The sequence below is a fragment of the Azospirillum sp. ST 5-10 genome, assembly GCF_051225715.1.
Lineage (GTDB): Bacteria > Pseudomonadota > Alphaproteobacteria > Azospirillales > Azospirillaceae > Azospirillum.
Genome location: NZ_JBPJSP010000002.1, coordinates 66,868 through 93,309, shown reverse-complemented (window position 1 = coordinate 93,309; position 26,442 = coordinate 66,868). Strand labels below are relative to the sequence as shown.

21 protein-coding genes are annotated in these 26,442 nt (G+C 72.9%); 15 read left to right on the top strand and 6 right to left on the bottom strand.

From position 1 onward, the window contains the following. Positions 1 to 61 precede the first annotated feature (61 nt). Complete coding sequence (locus ACSBPG_RS02785; RefSeq protein ID WP_435535577.1) at positions 62 to 3,904, bottom strand: response regulator; 3,843 nt, start codon at positions 3,902 to 3,904, stop codon at positions 62 to 64. 214 nt (positions 3,905 to 4,118) lie between these two features. Between ACSBPG_RS02785 and ppk2 the strand changes: the two genes are divergently transcribed. The 4 genes from ppk2 to ACSBPG_RS02765 all read left to right on the top strand — a co-directional run bounded on the left by ppk2 (position 4,119) and on the right by ACSBPG_RS02765 (position 8,723). After that, the gene (gene ppk2, locus ACSBPG_RS02780; RefSeq protein WP_435535576.1) at positions 4,119 to 5,063 is read left to right on the top strand and encodes a polyphosphate kinase 2; all 945 of its coding nucleotides are present in this window, start codon (positions 4,119 to 4,121) and stop codon (positions 5,061 to 5,063) included. A 102-nt stretch (positions 5,064 to 5,165) separates the two neighbouring features. Beyond that, positions 5,166 to 6,356 (top strand): glycosyltransferase family 2 protein, encoded by a 1,191-nt coding sequence (locus ACSBPG_RS02775; protein ID WP_435535575.1) that lies wholly within the window; start codon positions 5,166 to 5,168, stop codon positions 6,354 to 6,356. A 45-nt stretch (positions 6,357 to 6,401) separates the two neighbouring features. Beyond that, positions 6,402 to 7,733 (top strand): UDP-glucose dehydrogenase family protein, encoded by a 1,332-nt coding sequence (locus ACSBPG_RS02770; protein ID WP_435535574.1) that lies wholly within the window; start codon positions 6,402 to 6,404, stop codon positions 7,731 to 7,733. A gap of 30 nt (positions 7,734 to 7,763) precedes the next feature. Then, positions 7,764 to 8,723 (top strand): UDP-glucuronic acid decarboxylase family protein, encoded by a 960-nt coding sequence (locus tag ACSBPG_RS02765; RefSeq protein WP_435535573.1) that lies wholly within the window; start codon positions 7,764 to 7,766, stop codon positions 8,721 to 8,723. A 33-nt stretch (positions 8,724 to 8,756) separates the two neighbouring features. Here the strand turns inward: ACSBPG_RS02765 and ACSBPG_RS02760 are convergent, their stop codons facing one another. Beyond that, positions 8,757 to 9,686, bottom strand: a complete 930-nt coding sequence (locus ACSBPG_RS02760) for an NAD-dependent epimerase/dehydratase family protein (protein ID WP_435535572.1) — start codon at positions 9,684 to 9,686, stop codon at positions 8,757 to 8,759. 125 nt (positions 9,687 to 9,811) lie between these two features. Between ACSBPG_RS02760 and ACSBPG_RS02755 the strand changes: the two genes are divergently transcribed. Beyond that, a complete protein-coding gene (locus ACSBPG_RS02755) occupies positions 9,812 to 11,617 on the top strand; it encodes a glycosyltransferase (protein WP_435535571.1) in 1,806 nt (601 codons plus the stop codon). A gap of 79 nt (positions 11,618 to 11,696) precedes the next feature. Here ACSBPG_RS02755 and galE read toward each other — a convergent pair whose 3' ends face one another. The 3 genes from galE to ACSBPG_RS02740 all read right to left on the bottom strand — a co-directional run bounded on the left by galE (position 11,697) and on the right by ACSBPG_RS02740 (position 15,417). Continuing rightward, positions 11,697 to 12,692, bottom strand: coding sequence for a UDP-glucose 4-epimerase GalE (gene galE / locus ACSBPG_RS02750; RefSeq protein ID WP_435535570.1), 996 nt, complete (start codon positions 12,690 to 12,692; stop codon positions 11,697 to 11,699). Positions 12,693 to 12,916: 224 nt separating this feature from the next. Beyond that, positions 12,917 to 14,419, bottom strand: coding sequence for a hypothetical protein (locus ACSBPG_RS02745; protein ID WP_435535569.1), 1,503 nt, complete (start codon positions 14,417 to 14,419; stop codon positions 12,917 to 12,919). Between the two features lie 83 nt (positions 14,420 to 14,502). Continuing rightward, positions 14,503 to 15,417 (bottom strand): LysR family transcriptional regulator, encoded by a 915-nt coding sequence (locus tag ACSBPG_RS02740; RefSeq protein WP_435535568.1) that lies wholly within the window; start codon positions 15,415 to 15,417, stop codon positions 14,503 to 14,505. A gap of 141 nt (positions 15,418 to 15,558) precedes the next feature. Between ACSBPG_RS02740 and ACSBPG_RS02735 the strand changes: the two genes are divergently transcribed. The 10 genes from ACSBPG_RS02735 (at position 15,559) to ACSBPG_RS02690 (ending at position 26,034) form a co-directional block, all read left to right on the top strand. Next, positions 15,559 to 16,416, top strand: a complete 858-nt coding sequence (locus tag ACSBPG_RS02735; RefSeq protein ID WP_435535567.1) for an oxidoreductase — start codon at positions 15,559 to 15,561, stop codon at positions 16,414 to 16,416. A 175-nt stretch (positions 16,417 to 16,591) separates the two neighbouring features. Further along, a complete protein-coding gene (locus ACSBPG_RS02730) occupies positions 16,592 to 17,470 on the top strand; it encodes a decaprenyl-phosphate phosphoribosyltransferase (protein WP_435535566.1) in 879 nt (292 codons plus the stop codon). A 14-nt stretch (positions 17,471 to 17,484) separates the two neighbouring features. Beyond that, a complete protein-coding gene (locus ACSBPG_RS02725; RefSeq protein ID WP_435535565.1) occupies positions 17,485 to 18,462 on the top strand; it encodes a lysylphosphatidylglycerol synthase transmembrane domain-containing protein in 978 nt (325 codons plus the stop codon). Then, positions 18,459 to 19,814, top strand: a complete 1,356-nt coding sequence (locus ACSBPG_RS02720) for an FAD-binding protein (RefSeq protein ID WP_435535564.1) — start codon at positions 18,459 to 18,461, stop codon at positions 19,812 to 19,814. Before ACSBPG_RS02725 ends, ACSBPG_RS02720 begins: the two co-directional genes overlap by 4 nt. Beyond that, positions 19,811 to 20,551: an SDR family NAD(P)-dependent oxidoreductase gene (locus tag ACSBPG_RS02715; RefSeq protein ID WP_435535563.1), complete on the top strand. Its 741-nt coding sequence runs from the start codon at positions 19,811 to 19,813 to the stop codon at positions 20,549 to 20,551. The genes ACSBPG_RS02720 and ACSBPG_RS02715 overlap by 4 nt, the downstream gene beginning before the upstream one ends. 162 nt (positions 20,552 to 20,713) lie before the next feature. Continuing rightward, a complete protein-coding gene (locus tag ACSBPG_RS02710; RefSeq protein WP_435535562.1) occupies positions 20,714 to 21,226 on the top strand; it encodes a sigma-70 family RNA polymerase sigma factor in 513 nt (170 codons plus the stop codon). A gap of 4 nt (positions 21,227 to 21,230) precedes the next feature. Beyond that, entirely contained in the window at positions 21,231 to 22,031 is an 801-nt protein-coding gene (locus ACSBPG_RS02705) for an anti-sigma factor family protein (RefSeq protein ID WP_435535561.1), read from the top strand. Further along, positions 22,028 to 22,183 carry a hypothetical protein gene (locus tag ACSBPG_RS02700; protein WP_435535560.1) on the top strand — a complete coding sequence of 52 codons (156 nt, stop codon included), beginning with the start codon at positions 22,028 to 22,030 and terminating at the stop codon, positions 22,181 to 22,183. Before ACSBPG_RS02705 ends, ACSBPG_RS02700 begins: the two co-directional genes overlap by 4 nt. Before the next feature lie 51 nt (positions 22,184 to 22,234). After that, positions 22,235 to 23,395 carry a 2OG-Fe(II) oxygenase gene (locus ACSBPG_RS02695; protein WP_435535559.1) on the top strand — a complete coding sequence of 387 codons (1,161 nt, stop codon included), beginning with the start codon at positions 22,235 to 22,237 and terminating at the stop codon, positions 23,393 to 23,395. A gap of 113 nt (positions 23,396 to 23,508) precedes the next feature. Next, entirely contained in the window at positions 23,509 to 26,034 is a 2,526-nt protein-coding gene (locus tag ACSBPG_RS02690) for a hypothetical protein (RefSeq protein WP_435535558.1), read from the top strand. Positions 26,035 to 26,085: 51 nt separating this feature from the next. Here the strand turns inward: ACSBPG_RS02690 and ACSBPG_RS02685 are convergent, their stop codons facing one another. Continuing rightward, positions 26,086 to 26,382 carry a hypothetical protein gene (locus ACSBPG_RS02685; RefSeq protein ID WP_435535557.1) on the bottom strand — a complete coding sequence of 99 codons (297 nt, stop codon included), beginning with the start codon at positions 26,380 to 26,382 and terminating at the stop codon, positions 26,086 to 26,088. Positions 26,383 to 26,442: the final 60 nt, after the last annotated feature.

The window sequence follows — 26,442 nt, the reverse complement described above, 5'->3', positions numbered from 1 at the left end:
CCGCCGGTCCGTGTCCGATGTCCCGGAATCGCCGCCGTGTCGTTCCGGTCTGCTCGACGCCTCACTCGGCGGCCGTGGCGACGCAACGCCGCTCCAGCGCCGCCCAGCTCGGCGGGCCGGCCGCCTGCAGCCGGGCGGCCAGCGCACCGGCCGTCCGGCCGTCGCCGCTGCGGCACGCCCGCTCCAGCGACTCCGCCAGCGCCTGCATCCGGCGCAGGCCGAGATTGCCGGCGGCGGACACCAGCTGGTGCGCCTGCTCCGCGAGCTCGGCGTGCGCGCCGGCCGCCGCCAGCTCGTCGATCCGCCGCAGGCAGTCCCGGCCCTGCTTGAGGAAGCCCCCGATCACGAGCGTCATCTCGTCGCCCGCGCCCAGCGCGTCCAGGGCGGCGAGCACCGATTCGTCGAGCAGCGGCGGCTCGCCGGCCGCCTCCGTCCAGCGTGCCACCGTGGCGAGGAAGGCGTCGCGGGCGAAGGGCTTGGCGACGTAGTCGTCCATGCCGATCTCCAGGTACTCCTCGCGCATGCCCTGCATGGCGTTGGCGGTCATGGCGACGATCGGCGTGCGGCGCCCGGTTTCAGCGGCGCGGATGCGCCGGGTCGCCTCGAGCCCGTCCATCACCGGCATGTGCACGTCCATGAGCACGAGGTCGAAGGGCCCGGGGTCGAAGGGATGGGCGAGCACCTGCTCGACCGCCCGCGCCCCGTCCTCGACCACGGCGACGCGGTAGCCGGCCCGTTCCAGCATCACCACGGCGATGCGCTGGTTGATCTGGTTGTCCTCGACCACCAGCACGCGGCGCCCGCCCGCCGCCGGGACCGCCGGGACGGCGGCGACCCGGGCCGGGGCGCCGGGGGCGACCTGGCCGCCGAAGACGTGCGTCAGCGCCTCCAGCAGCACCGGCTGGCGCAGCGGCTTGGCGACGACGCCGTCGAACAGGACGGACTGCGCCGCGTCCGGGCCGCCCGCCGAACTGGCCAGCATCAGCTTGGTCTCGGCGAACTGGACGTGGTGGCGGATCCACGACGCCAGGGTCACCCCGTCCATGCCCGGCATGCGATGGTCGATGAGGACCAGGTCGGGCGGCGCCGCGGACCGCCAGGCGCGGTCGAGCTCCGCCAGGGCCTCGCCGGCGCCGGCGGCCAGCGTGACCGTCATGCCGAAGGCGCCGAGATGGCGTTGCAGGATGCGGCGGTTCAGCTCGCCATCGTCGACGACCAGGGCCCGCAGCCCGCGCAGCTGGTCCGGCAGGGCGGTGCGGCCGATCAGCGGGTCGGCGGCGCGGCGCAGGCGCACCCGGAAGACGAAGCTGCTGCCCCGCCCCGGCTCGCTGACGACGGCGATGTCGCCGCCCATCAGGGTGACCAGCTCGCGGCAGATGGCGAGGCCCAGGCCGGTGCCGCCGAAGCGGCGGGTGATCGAGCTGTCGGCCTGGGTGAACTTGGTGAAGAGGCGGGCCGTCTGGGCGGCGTCCATGCCGATCCCGGTGTCGTTCACGGCGATGCGCAGCCGCACCCCGCCGTCGGCGTCCTCGCCGTCGATGCCGGCCTCGATGGCGACCGTGCCGTGGGCGGTGAACTTCACCGCGTTGCCCGCCAGGTTGAGGAGCACCTGGCGCAGCCGGGTCGGGTCGCCGCGGTAGGCCCCCTGCGCCTCGGGCGCCACCAGGGCGCCGATCTCCAGCCCCTTCTCGTGCGCCTTCGGCGCCAGGAGGGCGACGACGGCGTCCACCATCTCGTCGAGGGCGAAGTCGATCTCCTCCAGGTCGACGCGGCCGGACTCCAGCTTGGAGACGTCGAGGATGTCGTTGATGATGCCGAGCAGCGATTCGGCGCTGTCGCGGATCGACTCGGCGCACGCGCGCTGCTCCGCGTCGAGCGGCGTGTCGAGGAGCAGCGCCGTCATGCCGATGACGCCGTTCATCGGCGTGCGGATCTCGTGGCTGACGTTGGCGAGGAACTCGGACTTGGCGGTGCTGGCGGTTTCGGCCATCTCGCGGGCGTGGTCGACGTCTTCCGCCAGGGCCGCCATCCGTGCGGCCTGCTCCTCGAGGCTGTCGTGGGCGGCCCGCAGCTCGCATTCGTGGCGCACCCGCTCGGTCAGGTCGCGCGAGCTGGTGACGATGCGCGGCCACGCGTCGGGACCGCCCACCAGCGTGCACGCGGTCTGCACCCAGATCCAGCCGCCGTCCGCCCGCTGGATGCGGTAGGTCGCCGGCTCGCAGCTGCCGAACGCGATCAGCTGCCGGTGCATGGCGCGCAGCAGGGGACGGTCCTCGGCGAGGACCAGGTCGAGCGGCGAGCGGCCCACCAGGGTGTCCGGAGCGCAGCCGAGCACGGCGTGGCTCGACGGCGAGACGTAGAGGAACGCGCCGTCGGCGGCGTGCAGGGCGATCACGTCGGAGGCGTTGTCGGCCAGCACGCGGAAGCGCGCCTCGCTCTCCTTGAGCGCGGTTTCGGCGGCGACCATGGCGGTGATGTCGCGGCCGACGCCGCGGTATCCGGCGAAGGCGCCGTCCGGCCCGGCGACCGGCCGGCCCGACAGGGCGATGTGGCGCACCCGCCCGCCGGCGTCGAACAGCCGCGTCACCACGTCGCGGAACGGCTGGCGCACGCCGGCGCCGTCCCGGAAGGCCGTCCAGGAGCCGGTCGGGTCGGCGTCGCCGGTGATCTCCTCCCAGCGCCGCCCGATCAGGGCCTGCGGCTCCACGCCGAGCGCCCGCAGCCCGGTCGAGACGGCGGTGACGCGATGGTCCGGTCCGGTCTCCCAGTACCAGTCGGTCGACACCTCGGTGAGGTCGCGGAAGCGCGACTCGCGGCCGGCCAGGTCGGCGTAGGCGGCGTCGAGGCGATCGGCCATGGCGTTGAAGGCACCGGCGAGGACCGCGAACTCGTTGTTTCCCCGCGGCCCCGCCGCCCGCGCCGCGCGGTCGCCGGCGGCCAGCCGGTCGACGGTGCCGCGCAGCCCGGCCACCCAGCGGATCACCGACAGCTCGACGCCGACCCAGCCGATGGCGAAGGCGAGGACCGTCAGGGCGGCCAGCAGGCCGACGTTGCGGCGGAACTGGGCGTCGACGGCGGTGAGCAGCGCGTCCTTGGCGACGCCGACGGCGATCCTGGCGCCGCTGGGCCCCAGCGTCGCGAAGCCGGCCAGCCGTTCGGTGCCGTCGGGATCGGCGCCGTCGATCCGCCCCTCGTCGGCCGCCAGCATGGCGGCGACGAAGGGATGGCTGGCCACCGGCCGGCCGACCATCCCGTCGTCGGCGTCGGGATAGCGGGCCAGCACGGTGCCGTCGCCGTCGACCACCAGCGCGAAATCCTTGGTGCCCTCCGTCACCTGCCGGGCGAGCCGGCCGAGCCAGCCGAGGTCGAGCCCGGCGGCGACCACCGCCACCACCTTCCCGTCGGCGTCCAGCACCGGTTCGGCCATCGCCAGCAACGGCTTGGCCGCTATCCGTCCGACGATGTAGCCGCTGAACGCCAGCGCCTTGCGGTCCAGCGCCGCCTGGAAATGGGCCCGGTCGGCGATGGACAGCGGGGCGGTGCCCGTCCGCGACGAGCAGAGGACGACGCCGTCCGGGCGCGCCACGACGACGCTGACGACCCACGCCTGCGTCGCCGTGACGTCGCGCAGCCGCTCGGCACAGGTCTCCGGCGGCAGGCCGGCGATGCGCTCGCCCACGGCGCGCATCATCGCCAGCATCTGCTCCGTCTTCTCCCGCTGCTGCAGGGCGGCGATGCGGGCCAGTTCCAGGCTCTCCTGCTGGGCGGCGGCGATCGTCGTGCGGCGCTGCTGCTGCGTCTCGAGCACGACCAGCGCGGCGACCGGCATGAGCACCGCCAGGACGAGCAGCAGCAGCCGGTTCCGCAGGCCCAGCCATCCCGATCTCTTCTCGACCCGCGCCACCGCCCGACCGTCCCGAAACGCGACAAAGGACGCCAACGCTACGCCCCCGCGGGTTAATCGGGCGTTGACGGACGCCGGCGGCGGCTGGGACAATCGTTGGACGTCGGATGGTGCGTGCGCGAAATCGTCACCCCCGGCACACGGCGGTTGCATGTCCGTGACGCCGCCGCTTAGCGTCCGGAGTCCGCCAACGCCACGCACCGGAGAGCGCACCATGGACGACACCCCCCCGCGGCCCGCCAAGACCAAGGACACGGGAAAGGCCGGGAAGAAGACCGCCGGGGCCGCGCCCGCCCCGGGCGGCGAGCTGCTGCGGGACGCCCGCGAGGTGACCAGGATCGAATCGCACTGGCACGTTCTGGGCGACGCCAAGCCGCTGGCGGAGCCGGGCAAGTCCTACAAGTACGTCGACGAGCTGGCACGCCTGCAGTTCGAGCTCATCAAGCTGCAGGAATGGGTGCGCATCCAGGGCCTGAAGGTGGTGGTGATCTTCGAGGGGCGCGACGCCGCCGGCAAGGGCGGCGTCATCAAGCGCATCACCGAAAGCCTGAACCCGCGGGTCTGCCGCGTCGTCGCGCTCGGCACGCCGACCGAGCGGGAGCGTGGCCAGTGGTATTTCCAGCGCTACGTCGCCCAGCTCCCCGCCCCCGGCGAGATCGTGCTGTTCGACCGGTCCTGGTACAACCGGGCCGGCGTCGAGCGGGTGATGGGCTTCTGCACCGAGGACGAGTACCAGGAATTCCTGCGCGCCTGCCCCCTGTTCGAGGAGATGCTGGTGCGCTCCGGCATCGTCCTGGTGAAGTACTGGTTCTCGGTGAGCGACGAGGTGCAGGAGAAGCGCTTCGCCGAACGCATGCAGAACCCCATCAAACGCTGGAAGCTCAGCCCGATGGACCTGGAATCCCGCAAGCACTGGGTGGAGTATTCGAAGGCCAAGGACGTCATGCTGGAGCACACCGACCGGCCGCTGACCCCCTGGTACATCGTCGACGCCGACAACAAGAAGCGCGCCCGGCTCAACTGCATCTGGCACCTGCTGCACCAGATCCCCTACAAGGATCTGGCGCCGACGCAGATGGAGCTGCCGCCGCGCCAGAGCGACGACGGCTACCAGCGCCCCCGGAAGTCGAAGCAGAACTGGGTACCGCAGGTGTTCTGAGGCGCACCACCCCCGGCCGGCGCTCGCCGAATGGCCGCTTGCCTTGACCAGGGGCGGGCGATAGCATCCGCGCGCTTCCGACCCGCAGCTTCACCGTTCGCGATGCCACTCGACGCCCGACCGGCCGCCCCACCCGCCCCCGCCCCGCAGAGCGGCACCGTCCGCGCCGGCCGGCTGGCGCCGCTGTCGATCGTCATCCCGACCTACAACCGGGGCGCGCTGCTCGCGGAGACCGTGGAGGCGGTGGCGCGCACCGGCGCCGGCCTGGAGCACGAGTTCGTCGTCATCGACGACGGCTCGACCGACGACACCCCGGCGCGCCTGGCCGAGCTGGCGCGGCGCCTGCCGAACCTGACCTGGAAGAGCATCCCCAACGGCGGCCCCGGCCAGGCCCGCAACGTCGGCGCCGGTCTGGCGCGCCACCCGGTGCTGCTGTTCCTGGGCGACGACATCCAGCCGCTCAACGCCGATTTCCTGCGCGTCCACGCCGAACTGCACGCCGCCAACCCGGACCCCGGCTTCGGCGTCCTCGGCAAGGTGGTGTGGCCCGACCGGCCGCAGGCCGACGTCAACTTCGTCATGGCGCACATCCAGGGCAAGGGCGGCGAGCAGTTCGGCTACGCCGACTTCACGCCCTACAGCTTCCTGGACTTCCGCTTCTTCTACACCGCCAACGTCTCGGTCAAGCGGGCGGTCGTCGCCGACTGGGAGCGGGACGGCTTCAGCCACGGCTACACCCTCTACGGCTTCGAGGACATCGAGTTCGCCTACCGCCTCGCCAAGGGACCGGGCGGGCTGCAGCTCTTCTACACCCCGGCCTCCGTCGGCACCCACCACCACGCCTACACCGTGGCCGGCTTCATCGGCCGCCAGGCCAATTGCGGGCGCATGGCCAAGGTGTTCCTGGACCAGCACGGGGAAGTCGGCGAGCTGCTGGGCATCGCCTCGCTCGTGCGGGTGCTGGACAGTGCCGGCGCCGGCGACGACCGCGACCTCGCCGACCTGATGGCGGTGGCCGACGGGCTGAAGGCCTGGGCCCGCCTCTTGGAGGTCGAGCACCGCATCGGCTCCCAGCACTGGCACGACGACCTGCTGCGCGGCGTGTTCGAGCTCGCCTATCTCGAAGGCTTCGTGCAGGCCTGGGGCCGGCCGGACGCCAACCTGACCGACGCCTACCGCCACATCCTCGAGCGCGCCACCCGGCACCTGCACCGGGCCGCCCGCAACGAGATCCTCGGCGACGCCTTTCCCCTGGCCCGCGCGCTGCCCTGGGCGGCCCAGCGGGCCGTCTGAGATCGCTCCTGCAACCCCCCATGACAGAGGCGCGGAGACGTTAGCATGCGCATTGCGATGATCGGCACGGGCTACGTGGGACTGGTGTCCGGCGCCTGCTTCTCCGAGTTCGGCGTCCACGTCTGCTGCGTCGACAAGGATGCCGGCAAGATCGAGCGGCTGCAGCGCGGCGAGATCCCGATCTACGAGCCCGGGCTGGACGACCTGGTGGCGCGCAACGTGGCGGCCGGACGCCTGTCCTTCACCACCGATCTGGGCGAGGCGATGGCGGGGGTCGACGCCGTGTTCATCGCCGTCGGCACCCCGTCGCGCCGCGGCGACGGCCACGCCGACCTGTCCTATGTCTACGGTGCGGCGGCGGAGATCGCCCGCCACCTCGACCACTACACGGTGATCGTCACCAAGTCGACGGTGCCGGTCGGCACCGGCCGGGAGGTGGCCCGCATCATCCGCGAGAACCGTCCCGACGCCGAGTTCGACGTCGCCTCCAACCCGGAGTTCCTGCGCGAGGGCTCGGCCATCGGCGACTTCATGCGGCCCGACCGCGTGGTCATCGGCACCACCTCGCCGCGCGCCCAGGAGGTGATGCGCGGCCTCTACCGGCCGCTCTACCTGATCGAGACGCCGATCGTCATGACGGAGCTGGAGACGGCCGAGCTCATCAAGTACGCCGCCAACGCCTTCCTGGCGGTGAAGATCACCTTCATCAACGAGATCGCCGACCTCTGCGAGAAGGTGGGCGCCAACGTCCACGACGTCGCCCGCGGCATGGGCCTCGACGGCCGCATCGGCCGCAAGTTCCTGCACGCCGGCCCGGGCTACGGCGGCTCCTGCTTCCCCAAGGACACGCTGGCCCTGGTGCGCACCGCCCAGCAGCACGAGAGCCCGGTGCGCATCGTCGAGACGGTGGTCGACATCAACGACAAGCGCAAGCGCCAGATGGCCGAGCGCGTCGTCGCCGCCTGCGGCGGCTCGGTGGCGGGCAAGACGGTGGCGGTGCTGGGCGTGACCTTCAAGCCGAACACCGACGACATGCGCGACGCCCCGGCGCTCGACATCGTGCCGGCGCTGCAGAAGGCGGGGGCGACGGTGCGCGCCTTCGACCCTGCCGGCATGCACGAGGCGAAGAGGCTGATGGACGGCGTCGTCTGGTGCGACGACGCCTACGCCGCCCTGGAAGGGGCCGACTGCGTCGCCATCATCACCGAATGGAACGAGTTCCGGGCGCTCGACCTCAAGCGGGTGAAGAGGCTGCTCAAGGCGCCGGTGATGGTCGACCTGCGCAACATCTACAACCCGGGCGAGATGGCGGCGGCCGGCTTCCGCTACACCTCGATCGGCCGCCCCCCGGGGGCGGCCGGCGGGGCGGCGGCCTGAGCGCCGCCGGCGATGCCCTACGGTGACGGCATGACCGCCCTGCGCGGCTACGGCAAGCGGGTCATGGTGACCGGCGGCGCCGGCTTCCTCGGCTCGCACCTCTGCGAGCGCCTGCTCGCCCGCGGCTGCGAGGTGCTGTGCGTCGACAACTACTTCACGGGGTCGCGGCAGAACGTCGCCCATCTCCTCGACAACCGGCTGTTCGAGACGATGCGCCACGACGTGACGTTCCCGCTCTACGTCGAGGTGGACGAGATCTACAACCTCGCCTGCCCGGCCTCGCCGGTGCACTACCAGCACGACCCGGTGCAGACCACCAAGACCTCGGTCCACGGCGCCATCAACATGCTGGGTCTCGCCAAGCGCCTGAACGCGAAGATCCTCCAGGCCTCCACCAGCGAGGTCTACGGCGACCCGTCGGTGCACCCGCAGCCGGAGGACTACTGGGGGCACGTCAACGCGATCGGCCCGCGCGCCTGCTACGACGAGGGCAAGCGCTGCGCCGAGACGCTGTTCTTCGACTACCACCGCCAGCACGGCCTGCCCATCAAGGTGGTGCGGATCTTCAACACCTACGGCCCGCGCATGCACCCCAACGACGGCCGCGTGGTGTCCAACTTCATCATGCAGGCGCTGCGCGGCGAGCCCATCACCATCTACGGCGACGGCTCGCAGACCCGCTCCTTCTGCTACGTCGACGACCTGGTCGAGGGCATGCTGCGCTTCATGGACACGGGCGCCGAGCACACCGGCCCCCTCAACATCGGCAACCCCGGCGAGTTCACCATGCTGGAACTGGCCGAGAAGGTGCTGCGGCTGACCGGGTCGTCCTCGCCCATCGTCCACAAGGAGCTGCCCCAGGACGACCCGAAGCAGCGCCGCCCGGACATCGCGCGGGCCAAGGCGCTGCTGGACTGGGAGCCGCAGGTGCCCCTGGACGAGGGGCTGGCGCGCACCATCGCCTATTTCCGGCAGCGCTTCGTCACCTGACGGCGCGCGTCGCCCTTCCTTCGCTTTCCGGCATCACTCCAGCGCGACGGCGCGCAGCCAGTCCCAGGTGCGGCGCAGGCCGTCGTGCCAGTCGGTGCGCGGCGTCCAGCCGAGGCCGGAGCGGGCGCGGGCGATGTCGAGGACGCTGACCGGCACGTCGACCGGGCGGGCGGGATGGTGCACCGCCTCCAGCGGCCGGCCGATCACCGTGCCGAGGTCGGCGACGATCTGCGCCAGGCTGCGGCCCTCGCCGGAGCCGATGTTGAACAGCCGCTCGCCGCCGTCGTGGACGGCGGCGAGGGCCAGGGCCTCCACCACGTCGTCGACGTAGACGTAGTCGCGCACCACGTCGCCGGTCCCCCAGATCTCCACGGGCTGGCCGGCCAGGGCGCGGCGCAGGAAGGCGGCGACCACGCCCTGGTGCTTGTGCGCCGTCTGGTAGGGACCGAAGGGGTTGGCGACGCGCAGGATGCGGTGGTCGAGCCGGTGCAGGTGCCGGTAGAGCTCCAGGTACTTCTCCACCGCCAGCTTGCCGATGCCGTAGGCGGCGATCGGGTCGGTGGCGGCGGTCTCCGGCGTCGGCACGGTGCGCGGCACGCCGTAGACGGTGCCGCCGGAGGAGACGAAGACGACGCGGCCGACCGTGCCGGTGCGGCACATCTCCAGGAGGTGCAGGGTCGCCGCCACGTTGGCCTGGAGGTCCTGGGCCGGGTCGAGGTTGGCCGAGGCCGGGGTCGAGGCGCTGATGAGATGGAAGACGGTGTCGCAGCCCTCCAGCGCGGTGGCCAGCGCCGCCGTGTCGGAGAAGCCGCCCTCGTACCAGGCCACCCCCTTCAGCGCGTCGGGAAAGGAGCGGCGGCGGCCGAAGGCGCGCAGTTCGCCCACGCGGTCGCGCAGGTGCCGGCACAGGTTGGTGCCGATGAACCCGCCGCCGCCGAGGACGACGCACTTCATGGTCCGCATGCTGTTCCCTCCGCTGATGCGGCGCCCGCTGCCGCAGGGGCAATCTCCTCTACCAGTCGGCCGCCCGGCGGTCTATTAAGTTTGCCTCGTCCCGCCCGTCCCCGACAACCGCCGCCCTTGCCCGCATGCTGGAGTCCCTGAAGCCGCTCGTCCGCCGCGTCCTGGCGCGGGCGCCCGGCGGCGCGTCGGCCGAGCGCGTCCTGCGCCGCCTGTACCGCCGTCTCGCCGGCCCGGCACCCCTGCCGGCGGTGCCCTCCGCCACTGCGGCCACCGCCGCCCTGCCCGCCATCGGCATCGTCGCGCCGGCCGACGCGCCCGGCCTCGCCGAACGGCTGGCGGCGCTCGCCCCCGCCATGCTGGTGCCGCTGGCCCACGCCGGCGAGGCCGCCGCCCGGGGCTGCCGCTACGTCTACGCCCCGCGCTCGGGCGCCACGGCGCTGGGCGAGCGCGAGCTGCGCAACGTCGTCCTGGCGGTGCTGCACCGCGATCTCGACTTCCTGCTGATCAGCCGCACCCTCGACGAGGCACCGGCGCTGGCGCTCGCCGGGGCACTGGCCGACCAGGCGGTGGTCGCGGCGGACGCCGCCCCGGTGTTCCTGGAGGGGCGCGCGCCGGCACGGCCGCTCACCGGCCGCCTGATGCGCCTGCTGCCGGCCCCGGCCGGGACGACGGCGACGAGCCTGGGCGCGGCGCTGGGCCATGCCGCGCCGCAGTGGGACGGCGCCTGGATCGGCCTGGGCGGCGCCCCCGCGGTGCCGGCGCCGCGCGCCACGGCGGGAGGAGCCCTGCCGCTGGCCGCCGCGGCGAACGGGCGGACCGTGCTGGTGCTGCCGATCTTCCTGGCGGTCGGCGGCGTCGAGCGCAACACCGTGGAGATCGTGCGCAGCCTGCGCGGCCGCTGGGACTTCGTGATGGCGACCAGCGAACGGCTGGCGACGCGCCAGGGCAGCCTGCACCACCAGGCGGTGCCGCTGGCCCCCGTCTACGACCTCGCCGAGGTGGCGGAGAACGCCGACCACCTCGCCCTGATGGCGGCGGTGGCGCGCACCCACCGGCCGGACGTGGTGTGGATCTGCAACGGCTCCCCCTGGCTGGTCCACCACGCGGCGGCGTTGCGCGAGCTGTTCCGCGACGCCGGCATCGTCGACCAGCAGGTCTACGACACCGACGTCGGCTGGATCGCCCACTATCCCGACCCCGGCATCCAATCCTTCGACCGCTTCATCGCCATCACCCGGCGCATCCGCACCGTGTTCGTCGAGCGCCTGGGCATGGACCCGGCGCGCATCGACCTGATCTACTCCGCCATCGACGCCCCGCGCTTCGACCGGCCGCCGGCCGACGCGGCGGAGAAGGCGCGGCTCTCCGCCCTGACCGGCATCCCCGCCGACCGTCGCTGCTTCGCCTTCATCGGCCGCCTGACCGACCAGAAGGCGCCGCTCAACTTTCTGGAGCTGGCCCGCCGCGCCGCCGCCGCCGGCTCCGACGACCGTTTCGTGCTGATCGGCGACGGCGAGCTGGCCGGCGCGTGCGAGGCGTTCGTCGCCGGGCACGGCCTCGCCAACGTGCAGCGCATCCCCTTCTGCAACGACCTGACCCAGGTCTATCCGCTGCTGGCCGGGCTGGTCGTCTCGTCGCGCTACGAGGGGCTGCCCATCGCCATGCTGGAGGCGATGGCCATGGGCGTGCCGGTGTTCGCCACCGACGTCGGCGACATCCGCGCGGTGCTGGAGGACTACGGCAGCGGCTTCACCGTGCCGCCCGACGACGCCGAGGCCCTGGCCCAGGGCTTCGCCCGCTGGCAGGCGGCCCTGCCGGAGTTCGCCGCCAAGGCGCGGGACGCCGCTCCCGAGGTGCGCGCCCGCTTCGCCACCGCCACCATCGCCGGCCAGTACGAGGAGGGCTGGCGCCGCGCCATGGCGGCACGGTGAGGCCGTCCCGGCAGCGGCTCCGCCGGCGATCCGGTCGGGTTCAGCACAGGGCTGACGGCCGCCCCCGGCCCGACACGCGTCACCCGCCAGCCGCGGATGTCCGCCGCTCCCACTCCAGGGCGCTGCGGACGATCCCGTCGAGGTCGGCGTGGCGCGGCCGCCAGCCCAGCACCTCGCGGATGCGGTCCGCCCCCGCCACCAGCGCCGGCGGGTCGCCGGGACGGCGCGGACCGATCCGCACCGGCAGCGGCCGTCCGGCGGCGCGCTCGACGGCGGCCAGCACCTCGCGCACGGAATAGCCGCGGCCGTAGCCGCAGTTCAGGGTGACCCCGGCGGCGCCGGCGGCGAGATGGCGGATCAGCAGGACGTGGGCCTCGGCGAGGTCGCTCACGTGGATGTAGTCGCGCACGCAGGTGCCGTCCGGCGTGTCGTAGTCGTCGCCGAACACCGTCATGCCGGCCCGCTGCCCCGTCGCCACCTGCGCGGCGATCTTGATGAGGTGGGTCGCCACCGTGCCGGACTGCCCCGACCGCCCCTGCGGATCCGCCCCGGCGACGTTGAAGTAGCGCAGGATGCCGTAGCGCAGCCCGTACGCCGCCGCGGCGTCCCGCAGCATCGTCTCGGTCATCAGCTTGGAGGCGCCGTACGGGTTGATCGGCCGGGTCGGCGCCTCCTCGGTCACCGGCAGCGTCTCGGGCATGCCGTACACGGCCGCCGTCGAGGAGAAGACGAACCGGTCGACGCCGCACCGCACCGCCGTCTCGATCAGGGCGTGGCTGTTGACGGTGTTGTTGCGGTAGTAGGCGAGCGGCTTCTCCACCGACTCCGGCACGATGATGGAGCCGGCGAAGTGCATGACCGCGCCGACGCCGTGGCGCGCGATCACCGAGGCCACCAGCTCGCCGTCGCCGGCATCGCCCCGGACGAACGGCACGTCGTCCGGAACGGCACCGCGCCGCCCGGCCGACAGGTCGTCCAGCACGACCGCGCCGACGCCGGCGGCCCGCAACGCCAGGACGGCGTGGCTGCCGATGTAGCCGGCCCCGCCCGTCACCAGAACGATGTCCTGAGTCATGTCGCGTCCCGCGTCCGTCGAGGATGGGAAGTGCTGCGCCCCGTTATGCCGGTCGGCCGGCCCACTGCCAAGCCGCCCCTGCGCGGCGGCGGCGGCGGAGGCGGTGTACCCCGCCCGGTCCGGCCGGATGGCGGACCTCCCCCCGGGCGACTCGCCGCACCCACCCGGGCGGCGGCGCCCGAGCGGGATCGCTTTTGGCCGGATCGACCAAAAGCGATCTTGCTCTATTTCGGCTGCGGCGTCAGGCACAGGTGGTTGTGCAGCTGGACCCGGTCCCACGACTGGATGCCGTAGCGGGCGCGCAGCCGGGCGAGTCGCTCCGCCATGGTGCCGCCGTCGCCGGCCCCCAGGCCGTGGAGGTCGAGGCGGCCCTCGACGCAGCTCCGGTAGTCCGGCAGGAAGATGGCGTACCATTCCGCCCCCGGCCACACCGACACGCAGCAGGTGCCGGTGCCGGCCCGCCAGGCGGCGACCTGGGCGGCCCAGTCCGGGCCGCTGCGGGCGATGCCGGTCCCGAGATGCCATAGGCCGGTCAGCAGCGGCAGCCCGACGGCGACGGCGCACGCCGCGGCGACCGCCCGCCGGCCCGCCGGGAGAGCGTCGCGGAGCCGGGGTGCCGCCATGGCGGTGAGCGCGCACAGCAGCATGGCGCTGGTCTGGTAGAAATAGCGCGAGGCGTTGAAGGACGGCAGGTAGACGGTCGGGTCCACCGGCGCCGACACGATGGCGGCGGCGGCGACGACGCCGGCCGCCAGCCCGGTCAGCAGGATGGTGGTGCCGTGGGCGCGCCAGCCGAACAGCCGGCCGAGGGCGAGGACGAGGGCGGCCATCGCCGCCGCCGCGACCGCCGCCGCGCCCCGCGGACCGAGTGCGCCGGTCAGGGCGGACAGCACGTCGTTCGCCATGGCGTAGCCGAGGGTCGGCGTGAGCACCGACTTGAAGAACAGCGCCGCCGGCACCAGCAGCAGCTTGTCGGCCAGCGGCACGGCGGCCGGCTGCACCACCGCGCTGCCCGACAGCTTCATGGCGAGCATCTGCGCCGCCAGCCCGGCGACGACGACCGCGGCGTTGACGATGACGTCCCGCCGCCGGTCGAGCAGCGCCTTGACGACGAAGGCGGGCGCCAGCAGGGCGGCCGGCGGCCCGGTCAGCACCGCGAAGGCGAGCACGCCGTTGTAGGCCAGCGCCTTGCCGCGGCCCGGCCGGTCGCGGTCGAGGAGGACCAGGAAGGCCGCGAGCCCCAGCGGGAAATGGGACATCATCGGCGTCAGCCACACCTCGTTCTGCGGCAGGACCACCAGGACGCCCAGCGCCATCGCCGCGCGCACCGCCGGCGGCCGGGCGTAGCTGGCACCGGCGAAGGCGATGATGGCCACCGGCAGGAGATGGACGAGCAGGGCCGCCCCCTCCATCAGGTAGGGCACCGCCTCCGGCAGGTCCGCCTGCGCCAGTTCGAAGGAGAGGAAGGCGACCAGGTTGTTGAAGAGCTGGAAGTAGCCGCGGTAGTGCAGCATGAGCAGCGTGCCGAGCCCGTCGATCTCCGCCGCCCGCGACAGGAACCAGCCGTCCTCGGCCACCAGCCGGGGATGGGCGAAGAGCCAGGGCGCCCGGGCGTAGGACAGGGCAAGGGCGGCGGCGAGTATCGCCCAACCGCTCCAGCGCGGTACGGCGGACGGGCTCGCGAGGGGGACGGTGCCGGCGGTGGCGGTCGCGGAACTGGCGGACATGGCGGAGACGCCCGGACGTGGTGGTCGCATCGGCGCGACCATACCCAGCGCGTGACCGTTCCGCCAGCCGGGGCGCGCCCGCGTCACGCGGCGGACGGGCCGACGGTCCGGCGCAGGAAGTCGATCAGCGCATGGACGGCCGCCGGGGTGTGGCGAAGTTTCGGATAGTAGAGGTGCCAGCCCGGAAAGACCGGCGAGAATTCCTCCAGGACCGGGACCAGCCGACCCGCCTCGATGAGCGGGCGCAGCCATCGGTCGGACCAGTAGGCGAAGGCGATGCCGACACCCTGCGCCGCGGCCTCCAGGGCGACGTCGCGGTGGGACACGATCAGCGGACCGTCCACGGCGACGGCGATCCAGCGGCCGTCCTGCTGGAATTCCCAGTTGTACAGCTTGCCGCTGCCCGGCTTGCGCCAGTTGATGCAGCGGTGGCCGTGGAGATCGGCCGGGGTCGCCGGCCGGCCATGGCGGGCCAGATAGTCCGGCGATGCCACGGCCAGCTGGCGGAGGTCGCCGCCCAGCGGAACGGCGATCATATCCTTGTCTAGGAGTTCCCCGAGGGTGATGCCGGCGTCGAAGCCCGCCTTCACGATGTCGGTCACCGCATCGTCGATCGCCAGTTCCAGGACGACGTCGGGATAGCGCTCGCGAAAGCGCCCGAGCAGCGGTTCCACCAGGAACGCGCACGCCGGACGCGGCAGATGCAGCCGGACCGTGCCCGCCGGCGTGCCGCGGAGGCTGGCGATGTCCTCCACCGCCGCTTCCATCTCCTCCATGGCCGGCCTGAAGCGCGCCAGCAGGCGGGTGCCGGCCTCGGTCAGCGAGAGGCTCCGGGTGGTGCGGTTGAGCAGCCGTACGCCCAGCCGCGCTTCGAGTTCGCGGATGGTCTGGCTGAGCGTGGACGGCGAAATTCTGAGCTGGGCGGCCGCACGGGCGAAGCTGCCCTGCTCGGCGATCACCGCAAAGGCGCGGAGGTCCGCGAACTCGTGCCCTCGCATTATGCCTCCAAACCCAATGAACGCGTTCGGTATCTGGACGATAGTCCAATGAATTGGGTCCCGCTAGAGTCCGAGCCGGCCGACGCCGGACCGCAGGAGGAGCGGCGTCGCGCCATCATCGACATTGACGGGATCATCGGCATGAACGAATCCACGAGCCGGACTTTCCTGATCACCGGCGCCAGTTCGGGCTTCGGCCGGGCCTTCGCGGAAGCGGCCCTGGCCGCCGGCCACCGAGTCGCCGGCACGGTGCGCAACGGGACCGACCGCGACGCCTTCGCCGCCCTCGACCCGAGCCGCGCCGGCGCCGTTCTCCTCGACGTCACCGACGCCGCGGCGATCGGGCCGGCGGTGGCCGGCGTGGAACGGGATCTCGGCCCCATCGACGTGCTGGTCAACAACGCCGGCTACGGCCACGAAGGGACGCTGGAGGAATCGCCGATCGAGGAGCTGCGCCGCCAGTTCGAGGTCAACGTGTTCGGCGCCGTCGCGATGATCAAGGCGGTGCTTCCCGGCATGCGCGCACGACGCCGCGGCCACATCGTCAACATCACCTCGATGGGCGGCTTCATCACCATGCCGGGCATCGCCTACTACTGCGGCAGCAAGTTCGCGCTGGAAGGGATCTCCGAGGCCCTGGCGCAGGAGGTGGCCGGCTTCGGCATCAAGGTCACCGCCGTCGCGCCCGGCTCGTTCCGCACCGACTGGGCGGGGCGGTCGATGATCCGGACCGCCCGCAGCATCGCCGACTACGATGCGCTGTTCGATCCCATCCGCAAGGCGCGGGAGGAAAAGAGCGGCCGCCAGGCCGGCGATCCCGCCAAGGCGGCGCAAGCCCTGCTCCGGATCGTCGAGGCCGACGCCCCGCCGATGCACCTGCTGCTCGGCACCGACGCCCTGACCCTGGTCCGGCGGAAGCTCGACGCCCTCGGCGCCGAGATCGCCGCCTGGGAGACGGTGACCCGGTCGACCGACCACACCCCCGGCGGGCCCCCCTGACCTCGCCGCCCCGGCCGCCCGGCCGGGGCGTACGTATCCCCTTTACCGCCCGGGCGATATGCTGTAGGTCGACACGCGACTGTGCCCATCACCGCGTTGCCCCGTCATGGTCGATCAAACCGCAGAGGCCCATCGGCCCGACGCCGAGCCGGTCGGTCTCACGGAACGGCATCCCGTGTCCGCGGGCCGGCGCGTGCTCGCCCTGGCGCGCCTGATGCGGCCGCACCAGTGGATCAAGAACGGCTTCGTCCTCGCTCCGCTGTTCTTCACCCCGTCGGCGGTGTCGACCGGGTCGGTGGTGCGGGCGGTGCTGGCGGCGCTGTGCTTCTGCCTGGTGGCGAGCGCGGTCTACATCGTCAACGACTACGTCGACCGCGAGGCCGACCGCAGCCACCCCACCAAGCGCCTGCGGCCGATCGCCGCCGGGCTGGTGTCGCCGGCGCTCGCCTTCGCCGCCATGGCGGCGCTGCTGGCGGCCGGGCTCGGCGGCGCGTTCCTGCTGGCGCCGGCGTTCATGGCCTTCGCCGCCGCCTATCTCATGCTCAACCTGGGCTATTCGCTGCGCCTGAAGCACGTCGCCATCCTCGACGTGCTGATCATCGCCGTCGGCTTCGTCATGCGGGTCGAGGCCGGGGCGGTGGTGGTGGCGATCACGCCCAGCGTCTGGATCCTCGTCTGCACCTTCCTGCTGGCCCTGTTCCTGGCGCTGGCCAAGCGGCGCGACGACCTCGTCCGCGACCTCGGCGCCAGCCACCGCAAGGCGCTCGACGGCTACAACAAGCCGTTCCTCGACACCGCCTTCACGGTGGTCGTGGCCGCCCTCGTCGTCTCCTACATCATCTACACGACCGACGACGACGTCGTGCTGCGCATGGAGACGAGCCGGCTGTACCTGACCATCCCGTTCGTCGTCGCCGGGGTGTTCCGCTATCTGCAACTGACGCTGGTCGAGGAGCGGTCGGGCTCGCCGACGCGCATCGCCGTCAGCGATCCCTTCATGGTGGCGACCATCCTCGGCTGGATCGCCACCTTCGCCGCCCTGATCTATCTCTGAGAAGGATTCCCGCCTTGCCGGCCTTTTCCCGCGCCGCCCTGACGCGCGCCGAGCACCTGACGGTGGCGACGGTGGCCGTGTCGGTCGCCGCCTTCGCCCTGGCCGGAGTGCTGGCCGGCTGGGACGAGGTGGTGGGCCCGGTGTCGCGGCTCGACCCGGCGGTGGTCGGCGGCATGCTCGGCCTGTCGCTGGTCAACTACGCCCTGCGGACCCTGCGCTGGCGCCTCTTCGAGGAGCGGCTCGGCATCCATGTCCCGCCGGTCCGCACCGCGCTCTACTTCGCCGCCGGCTTCGCCCTCACCGCCACCCCCGGCAAGATCGGCGAGGCGTTGCGCCTGTGGCTGCTGGAGAAGCGCCACGGCGTGCCCTACACCCGCTCGGCGCCGCTGCTGATCGGCGACCGCGTCGCCGACGCCAACTCGGTGGCCGCCCTCTGCCTGGTCGGCTTCGCCGTGTTCGCCGACCAGGCCTGGATCGGCGCCGTCCTGCTCGCCGGCCTGGTGGCCGGCAACGCCGCGCTGATGCGGCCGGCGGCGCTGGAGGCGCTGGTCGGCGTCGCCTTCCGCCTGCTCGGCCGGCGCGGCGCCCGGCTGTTCGCCGGGGCGCGGACGGCGCTGCGGCGCAACGTCCGCCTCTTCGCGCCGCGCCTGTTCCTGACCACCCTGGTCCTCGGCTGCCTCGGCTGGCTGGCGGAGAGCCTGGCCTTCCACTGGCTGCTGACCGCCTTCGGCACCGGCACCACCCTGGCCGAGAGCGTCTTCATCTTCGCCTTCTCCATGCTGGTCGGCGCCGTCTCCATGCTGCCGGGAGGGCTCGGCGGCACCGAGGCGACGATGGTCGCCCTGCTGGTTGCCACCGGGACCGACCCGGCGACGGCGCTGGCGGCCACCGCGGTGATCCGCCTCACCACCCTGTGGTTCGCCGTGGTGGTCGGCTTCGCCGCGCTGCCCTTCGCCCTGCGCGGCACCGCCCGACGGAGCGTCCCGGCATGAGCCGCTGGCACACCCTGACCCTGGCCGGCTGGGGCCGCACCGCGCCGGCCACCGCCCCCGCCGCCCGGCCCGAGCGGCTGGCCGAGGTGGCGTCGTCGGTCGCCGACGCCCGCGCGGCCGGTGCCACGGTCCTGGCCCGCGGCCGCGGGCGCAGCTACGGCGACCAGGCGGTGAACGGGGCCGGCCGCGTCGTGCTGATGGAGCGCCTCGACCGCATCACCGCCTTCGACCCGGCCAGCGGCGTCGCCACCTGCGAGGCCGGCGTCACCTTCGCCGACCTGATGGCGACGTTCCTGCCGCGGGGCTGGATGGTGCCGGTCACCCCGGGCACCGCCTTCGCCACGGTCGGCGGCGCCATCGCCAACGACGTGCACGGCAAGAACCACGACCGGATCGGCAGCTTCGGCGACCATCTCGCCTGGCTGGCGCTGCTGCTGCCCTCGGGCGAGGTGCGCCGGGTGACGCCGGACGGCGATCCCGCCCTGTTCGCCGCCACCGTCGGCGGCTGCGGTCTGACCGGGCTGGTGCTGGAAGCCGGTGTGCGGCTGGTGCCGGCGGCGTCGCGCTGGATCCGCATGCGCGAGCGGCGCATCGCCGATCTCGATGCCTTCCTCGCCGCCTTCGCCGAGGCGCGGGAGACCGCCACCTATTCGGTCGGCTGGATCGACGCCCTGGCCCGCGGCGGCGCGCTGGGACGCGGCATCCTCGAGACCGGCGAGGTGGCGGACGGCGTCGCCGCCGAACTGGCGCCGCGGACCGCCCGGCGGGTGCCCGTCGACTTCCCCTCGCTGGCCCTGAACCCGCTGTCGGTGGCCGCCTTCAACGCCGTCTACCGGCGCCGCGTGCCGGCCGCCGGGCGTGAGCGGACGGTGCCGATGGAGACGTTCTTCTACCCGCTCGACGCCATCCACGAATGGAACCGCATCTACGGCCGGCGCGGCTTCCACCAGTTCCAGTGCGTGCTGCCCGACGCCGAGGCGCCGACCGGCATCCGCCGCCTCCTGGAGGCGATCGCCGGGGCGCGCGCCGCCTCCTTCCTGGCGGTGCTGAAGACGCTCGGCGGGACGGGGCGCGGCATGCTCTCCTTCCCCATGCGCGGCGTCACGCTGGCCCTCGACCTGCCGCACCGCGCCGGCGTGGCGGACCTGCTGACGACCCTGGAGCGGCTGACGCGCGACCATGGCGGACGGATCTACCTCGCCAAGGACAGCGCGCTGTCGGCCGAGGGGCTGGCCGCCATGTACCCGCGCCTGGAGGAGTTCCGCGCCGTGCTCGCGACCGTCGATCCCGACCGCCGGCTGTCGTCCGACATGGCGCGGCGCCTGCGCATCCACGGCGGGGACCGGGCATGACCGCGGAAACCTGGCTGATCCTCGGCGCCTCGTCGGCCGTCGCCCGCGCCTTCGCGCGGGTCGCCGCCCGCCAGGGCTGTGCGGTCCTGCTGGCCGGCCGCGACCGCGACGACCTGGAACGCACCGCCGCCGACCTCGCCACCCGCTGCGGCGTGCCGGCCGAGGCCCTGCCGTTCGACGCCGCCGACACCGCCTCCCACGCCGCCTTCGCGGCGCGGGCCCGCGCCGCGGCGCCCGGCACCCTCAACGTGTTCCTCGCCTTCGGCCTGATGCCGGAGCAGGCGGCGATGGAGCGCGACGTCGCCCTGGCGCTGTCCTGCGTCCAGGCCACCTACGTCGGCGCCGTCTCGGTGCTCGGCCATCTGGCGCCGCTGCTGGAAGCGCAGGGGTGCGGCCGGGTGGTGGTCCTCGGCTCCGTCGCCGGCGACCGCGGGCGCCTGCCCAACCACATCTACGGCTCCGCCAAGGCCGGCCTCCACGCCTATGCCCAGGGCCTGCGGGCACGCCTGTTCCGCAAGGGCGTGACGGTGACGACGGTCAAGCCGGGATTCCTCGACACGGCGATGACCTGGGGCCTGAAGGTGCCCCTCGCCGCCTCGCCCGAGTCCTGCGCCGCCGCCTGCTGGGCGGCCGCCAAGCGCGGCCGGGAGGTGGTGTACTTCCCATGGTTCTGGTATGGAATCATGACCGTCATCCGCAGCATCCCCGAGCCGCTGTTCAAGCGCCTGTCCATCTGACCGCCGGCAGACGGGCGGCACGGCCGCCGTGGCGGCCCGCCCCGCCCTGAAACTATTTTCGGGCGCCGGGATTAGGCGCCGGGCGTCGCACCAAGATGGGACGGGCGGTGGCGGGAACGGGTTCCGCCGGCCGGACCCGCATCCCCTGTACCGCCTGGCGCGATGTTCAACCTGAAAAACGACCTGTCGGAGCACCTGCGGAACCTGCGGAGATACGCGCTGGCGCTGGTCCGCAACCGCGACGACGCCGAAGACCTCGTCCAGGAGACTCTGGTGCGCGCCATCGCCGGCGCCGGCGGCTTCCGCCAGGAGGCCGACCTGCGGCGCTGGCTGTTCGGCATCCTGCACCACGTCCACGCCTCCAGCGCCCGCCGCTACCAGGTGCGTGCCCGCGCCGCGTCGATGCTGGAGGACTACGCCGACGACACCGTGCCGGCGGCGCAGCCCGAACAGGTGGAGCTGCAGCGGACCATGGACGCGCTCTTCGACCTGCCCGTCGAACAGCGCCAGGCCCTTGTGCTGGTCGCCCTGGAAGGACAGACCTACCAGGAGGCTGCGGCCATGCTGAACATTCCCATCGGTACGCTGATGTCCCGCCTGGCGCGCGGCCGCGAAGCGTTGCGCAAGGCCACCGACCGGGACTCCGGACCGGCGAAGCTGCGCGTGGTGAGGTGAATCGATGTCCCGGACGAACGACCGAATTCCCACCGAAGACGATCTGCACGCCTACGTCGACGGCCTGATCGATCCCGCCCGCCTGCCCGACGTCGAGGCCTGGCTCGAGGCCAATCCGGCCGAGGCGGCGCGGCTGCGCCAGTACCACCGGCTCAACCGCGAGATCCGCGCCGGGCTGGACCGGCTCACCGCCGCCACGCCGCCCGCCGGCGCCGCCCTGGAGCAGCGCCTCTATCGGCGCCTGCTGTGGCGGGCGGCGCTGCGCCGGGTGGGAACCGCCATCGCCGCCTCGCTGATGCTGGCCGGCGGCTGGGGCCTGCGGGACTGGGCGGAGCCCCGCGCCGCGGATCTCGCGAGCGACGGCGTCCCCCTGTTCGCCGACGAGGCGGCCGAGGCCCACCACACGCTGGCGGTGCGCTCGCGCATGGCCGGCCCCGTCCAGCCCGTCGTCGCGCCCGACCCGGCCCTGCAGGCGCGTCAGGCGGCGGCGCTGGCGGCGACCGCCGGGCGCTTGGTGACGCTGCCCCGCGCCGCCGCCGGCCTGCAGTATCTCGGCTCCGATCTGGTGCCCTGGGACGAGGGCACCGCCCTGCAGATCGCCTACCGCGAGAACGACGGCGAGTTGATCACCCTGTTCGTCGTCACCGAGGAGGACGAGGTGAGCACCACGCCGAAGGCGATCGAACGCGACGGGCTGCGCCTGGTCTATTGGCAGTCCGGCCGCGTCGCCTACACGCTCGGCGGGGACGACACGGACGAGGATCTGCTGCGTGTCGCCAACCAGATGGCAGAGACCACGGGTTGACCGGCGAGCTTCCGCGCGCCATGGGCCGGCTGCTGACGGTGGCGCCGGCGTCGGTGCTGTTCGCCCTGGTGTGGCTGCTGACCACGGACCGGGAACGCGCGCCGGCGTTGCCGCCCCACCCCGGACGCCGCGGCGGAACCCCGACGGGGTAGCTGGAAAAGATCGCCGGCAAGCCGGGATTGCGGGGGCGGGTGGCGGCGAATATGCCGCGACATACCCACAAGATCGGGCCGACGCCGATGCCGCTGCTCACCCCCGGAGACCCGTTCCCACACTTCAGCGGGCGCACGCCCAACCGGCCGGACTTCCACTTCGACTCCATGGCCGGGCGCTACCTGGTGCTGAGCTTCTTCGTTTCGGCAGGGCTGGGATTCGGCGAGCGCTTCCTGCAGCGCGTCGCCGCGATGGGCGAGCGCTTCGACGACCGCCACTGCTCGTTCTTCGGCGTCAGCATCGATCCGACGGACGAGAGCACGGGGCGGCTGCGCAACCGCACGCCGGGCCAGCGCTTCTTCTTCGACAGCGACATGCGCATCAGCCGGCTCGGCGGCGCGGTGGCGGCGCCCGCCGCTGACGGCGGCGCTCCGCCGACCTACGAGCCCGCCACCTACGTGCTCGACCCGGCGCTGCGCGTCGTCGCGGTGGAGCGCTTCCGGGACGCCGACGGCCACGCCGACTGGCTCGCCGGCGTCCTGGCATCCCTGCCCGCCGTGCCGGAGCCGTTCGCGGCGCCGTGCCACGCCCCGGTGATGATCGTGCCGCGGATCTTCGATCCCGTCCTGTGCGACCGGCTGGTCGCCGCCTACGAGACGGACGGCGGCGGCGAGTCCGGCTACATGGTGGAGCGCGACGGCCGGACGATGCCGATGCTCAATCCCGCCATGAAGCGGCGGCGCGACGCGTCGGTCGACGATCCGGCCCTGCGCACGACGGTCGTCGACCAGATCCGCCGCCGTCTCCTCCCCGCCCTCGAGCACGGCTACCAGGCCCGCATGTCGCGCATCGAGCGCTACATCGTCGCCAGCTACGACGCCGAGAGCCGCGGCCATTTCCGGGCCCACCGGGACAACACCACCAAGGGAACCGCGCACCGCCAGTTCGCCGTGTCGATCGGGCTCGACGACCGCTACGCAGGTGGCGAGATGTGGTTCCCGGAATACGGCCCCGCCCTGTACCGTCCCCCGGTCGGCGGCGCGCTGGTCTTCTCGTGCTCGCTGCTGCACGAGGTCCGGCCGGTGACCGCCGGCCGGCGGATGGTGTTCCTGACCTTCCTCTACGACGACCGGCAGGCGGCCGTCCGGCGCAACAACCGCCAGTTCCTCGACCAGCCCGCGCCGGCGCCGAGCGAGCCGGCGGCCGCGTAGGCCGGCCCCCGCGTTAGGCGAACGTCAACCTTCCCACCGTATGGGTTGCGGATCTCCCACCCGAACACGACGCCTTCCGGCCGGCGGCCGGCCGGAAGCGCGGGGGCCGATCCATGGCGTTGCAGAGCACCATCACCTTCGACGAGACCGCCGCCGCCATCGCCGCGGTGCAACCGTCGGTCGAGGCGATCCTGACCGCGGCGGTCGCCAGCCTCGGCCGTCCCTATGTGACCGACGCCACCCTCGACATCCTGGTCAAGGCCGACGATCTCGGCACCACCATCCTCGCCACCGGGGGACCCGGCGGCCTGGTGCCGGTGCGCCAGTACACGCAGCCCTCGGACATGCTGCTGAAGAACCTGCCGGCCCTGCCCGCCGATCCCGCCGCCTGGCACAAGCAGGCCGCCGGCACGGTCTACGACGTCCGCCAGGCGACCGCCGCCTACGAGATCACCACCGGGATCGACGCCAACGGCGCGGCGCCCGACATCATCATCACCGTGAACACCCAGGCGGTGACGGAAGGCTGGTTCTACTTCGATCCCAACCCCCGTGACCGCACGCCGATCGACGAGCCCCTGGTCCCCGACGATCAGTACGACTTCTACGACGTGATGCGCCACGAGCTGGCGCACGGCCTCGGCCTGTCGGGGCTGCGCGACGACGACACCGGCGCCATCGGCTCCACCATGACGGTGTTCGACCGCTGGACCATCTACCAGGGCGCACAGCCGAACCCCGCGCCCTTCTTCGCCGGGCCGAGCGCCACCATGGTGTACGGCCAGCCGGTGCCGCTGGTGGACGGCAACCTCTTCCACTACAGCACCGCCGTCGGCGACATGGGCGGGCTGTTCGAACCGGCGACGCACCCGGGAACGCGCCTCGACCTCACCGCCCTCGACATCGCCATCCTGCGCGACCTCGGCCTCAACAACCTGGCCAACGACAGCACCGGGACCGCGGGCAACGACAGCCTCGCCGGCACGCCGCTCAAGGACAACATCGCCGGCGGCGCCGGCGACGACACGCTGCTGGGCGGCGACGACGCGGACGTGCTGGCCGGCGGCGCCGGCAACGACGTCCTCTCCGGCGACCCCGTCGGCGCCGCCAACGCCGACATCCTGCTGGGCGGCGCCGGCAACGACTACGTCGACGGCGGCGGCGGCGACGACCATCTCGACGGCGGTGCCGGACGCGACACGATGCTGGGGCTCGCCGGCGCCGACGTGGTGTCGGGCGGGGAAGGCGACGACAGCCTGTTCGGCGACTACTACACCGACCGCTACCGCGCCGGCACCAACGCCGGCCTCGCCCAGGACGCCACCAACGCCGACGTGATCGACGGCGGCGGCGGCAACGACTGGATCGCCGGCGGGGCCGGTCCCGACGTGCTGACCGGCGGCACCGGCGCCGACACCTTCTCCATCGCCGACCCCTCGGAATCGGCGCCGGGATCGCGCGACCGCATCGCCGATTTCCGCGGCCGCCTGACGGAATCCTTCGAGGGCGGGCACACCGTCACCTTCTCCTCGGTCGGCGGCGCCACCGCGCAGCTCGTTCCCGGGCAGGAGATCGTCGATTTCCGCGGGGCCGGCGCCCACACCCAACGCGACGTCATCGATCTCTCGGAGATCGACGCCCGGTTCGCCGAGCCGGGCAAGCAGGGCTTCACCTTCATCGGCGAGGCCGGCTTCTCCGCCGCCGGCCAGGTGCGCTGGGCGGTGGAAGGCAACAACGTCGTGGTCGAGGGCAACACCGACGACGACCTCGCCGCCGAGTTCTCCATCGAGCTGACCGGGATCGGCGGCTCCTACCAGCTGACGGCGCTGGACTTCAACCTCGGCAGCGACGACTCCGCCGCCTTCCTGCTGGGCGACGTCGACCAGCCCTGGACGGCCGGCGGCGCGGCCGCCCCCGAGGGGATCATCCTCGACCTCGCCGCCCGGACGGTGGCCGACGGGCACGGTGCCGTGCAGTCTGTCCCCTATGCCCGCAACGCCATGGGCACCTACCACGGCGACAGGGTCGTCGGCGACGACGCGGCCAACACCCTATGGGGCGAGGACGGCAACGACACGATGATCGGCGCCACCGGCGCCGACACCATGCATGGCGGTTACGGGCTGGACCAGCTGTCGGGCGGCGCCGGCGACGACGAGATCTACGGCAACGCCGCCACCGACCGGCTGTGCGGCAACCGCGGCAACGACGTGCTGTTCGGCGGGTCGGGCGACGATCTGGTCTACGGCAACCTCGACGCCGATATCCTCTACGGCAACCGCGGATCCGACACGTTGTTCGGCGGGACCGACGCCGACACCCTGTTCGGCGGCCTGAACGCCGACGTCCTCTACGGCGGGGCCGGCGACGACCGGCTGTACGGCAACCGCGGCAACGACACCCTGTGGGGCGGCGAAGGGGCCGACCGTTTCGAGATCGGCGGCGGTGCCGGGGCGGATCTCGTCGCCGACTTCGCGCCCTGGGCCGGCGACCGGGTGGTGATCGCTCCGGGCGCGGCCTGGAGCCTCGGCCAGGACGCCGGCGGCAACGCCGTGCTGGCCCTGGCCGACGGCCATTCGGTGACGCTGCAGGGGATCGCCCCGTCCGCCGTGCAGGCCGGCTGGATCCTCGCCGGCTGACCGGCCGTCCCGCTCCGTCCCTCGCCGGCGGGCGAGGGACGGCGGACGGGATCACACGGCCTGGAGATAGGCCGGATCGAGCTGCCCGTGACGGAAGGGGATCCAGTCCTTATGGTCCGGCCGGTAGTAGAGGCCGTACGGGTTCTTGAAGAAGATCTTCTGCATGGGCTGGCCCCCCTCACGCTGGGTGCGCTCGTGATCCACCAGCGGCGAGGGGGCGAAGATCTTCTCCCAGAGCTCGGTGTTGTCGACCTCCCGTCCGGCGTTCTTCACGTAATCCCGGGCGGTGTCGCTGAGCTGCCACGCCTCTTCGACCATCGCGTAGTAGTCCACGGTGCCTTCAGCCATGATTCTCGTCCTCGAAAAGGTTCGGCGCCTTTGATTTAGCGCGAACGGGCCGGCAGGAAA

Excerpts from the sequence above, each read along its gene's own strand:
- ACSBPG_RS02685 (WP_435535557.1), bottom strand. The coding sequence starts at position 26,382 with ATGGCTGAAGGCACCGTGGACTACTACGCGATGGTCGAAGAGGCGTGG.
- ACSBPG_RS02770 (WP_435535574.1), top strand. The coding sequence starts at position 6,402 with ATGCGCATTGCGATGATCGGCACGGGCTACGTGGGACTGGTGTCCGGC.
- ACSBPG_RS02695 (WP_435535559.1), top strand. The coding sequence starts at position 22,235 with ATGCCGCGACATACCCACAAGATCGGGCCGACGCCGATGCCGCTGCTC.
- ppk2 (WP_435535576.1), top strand. The coding sequence starts at position 4,119 with ATGGACGACACCCCCCCGCGGCCCGCCAAGACCAAGGACACGGGAAAG.
- ACSBPG_RS02720 (WP_435535564.1), top strand. The coding sequence starts at position 18,459 with ATGAGCCGCTGGCACACCCTGACCCTGGCCGGCTGGGGCCGCACCGCG.
- ACSBPG_RS02710 (WP_435535562.1), top strand. The coding sequence starts at position 20,714 with ATGTTCAACCTGAAAAACGACCTGTCGGAGCACCTGCGGAACCTGCGG.
- ACSBPG_RS02705 (WP_435535561.1), top strand. The coding sequence starts at position 21,231 with ATGTCCCGGACGAACGACCGAATTCCCACCGAAGACGATCTGCACGCC.
- ACSBPG_RS02735 (WP_435535567.1), top strand. The coding sequence starts at position 15,559 with ATGAACGAATCCACGAGCCGGACTTTCCTGATCACCGGCGCCAGTTCG.
- ACSBPG_RS02740 (WP_435535568.1), bottom strand. The coding sequence starts at position 15,417 with ATGCGAGGGCACGAGTTCGCGGACCTCCGCGCCTTTGCGGTGATCGCC.
- ACSBPG_RS02745 (WP_435535569.1), bottom strand. The coding sequence starts at position 14,419 with ATGTCCGCCAGTTCCGCGACCGCCACCGCCGGCACCGTCCCCCTCGCG.
- ACSBPG_RS02690 (WP_435535558.1), top strand. The coding sequence starts at position 23,509 with ATGGCGTTGCAGAGCACCATCACCTTCGACGAGACCGCCGCCGCCATC.
- ACSBPG_RS02775 (WP_435535575.1), top strand. The coding sequence starts at position 5,166 with ATGCCACTCGACGCCCGACCGGCCGCCCCACCCGCCCCCGCCCCGCAG.
- ACSBPG_RS02760 (WP_435535572.1), bottom strand. The coding sequence starts at position 9,686 with ATGCGGACCATGAAGTGCGTCGTCCTCGGCGGCGGCGGGTTCATCGGC.
- ACSBPG_RS02765 (WP_435535573.1), top strand. The coding sequence starts at position 7,764 with ATGACCGCCCTGCGCGGCTACGGCAAGCGGGTCATGGTGACCGGCGGC.
- ACSBPG_RS02715 (WP_435535563.1), top strand. The coding sequence starts at position 19,811 with ATGACCGCGGAAACCTGGCTGATCCTCGGCGCCTCGTCGGCCGTCGCC.
- galE (WP_435535570.1), bottom strand. The coding sequence starts at position 12,692 with ATGACTCAGGACATCGTTCTGGTGACGGGCGGGGCCGGCTACATCGGC.
- ACSBPG_RS02755 (WP_435535571.1), top strand. The coding sequence starts at position 9,812 with ATGCTGGAGTCCCTGAAGCCGCTCGTCCGCCGCGTCCTGGCGCGGGCG.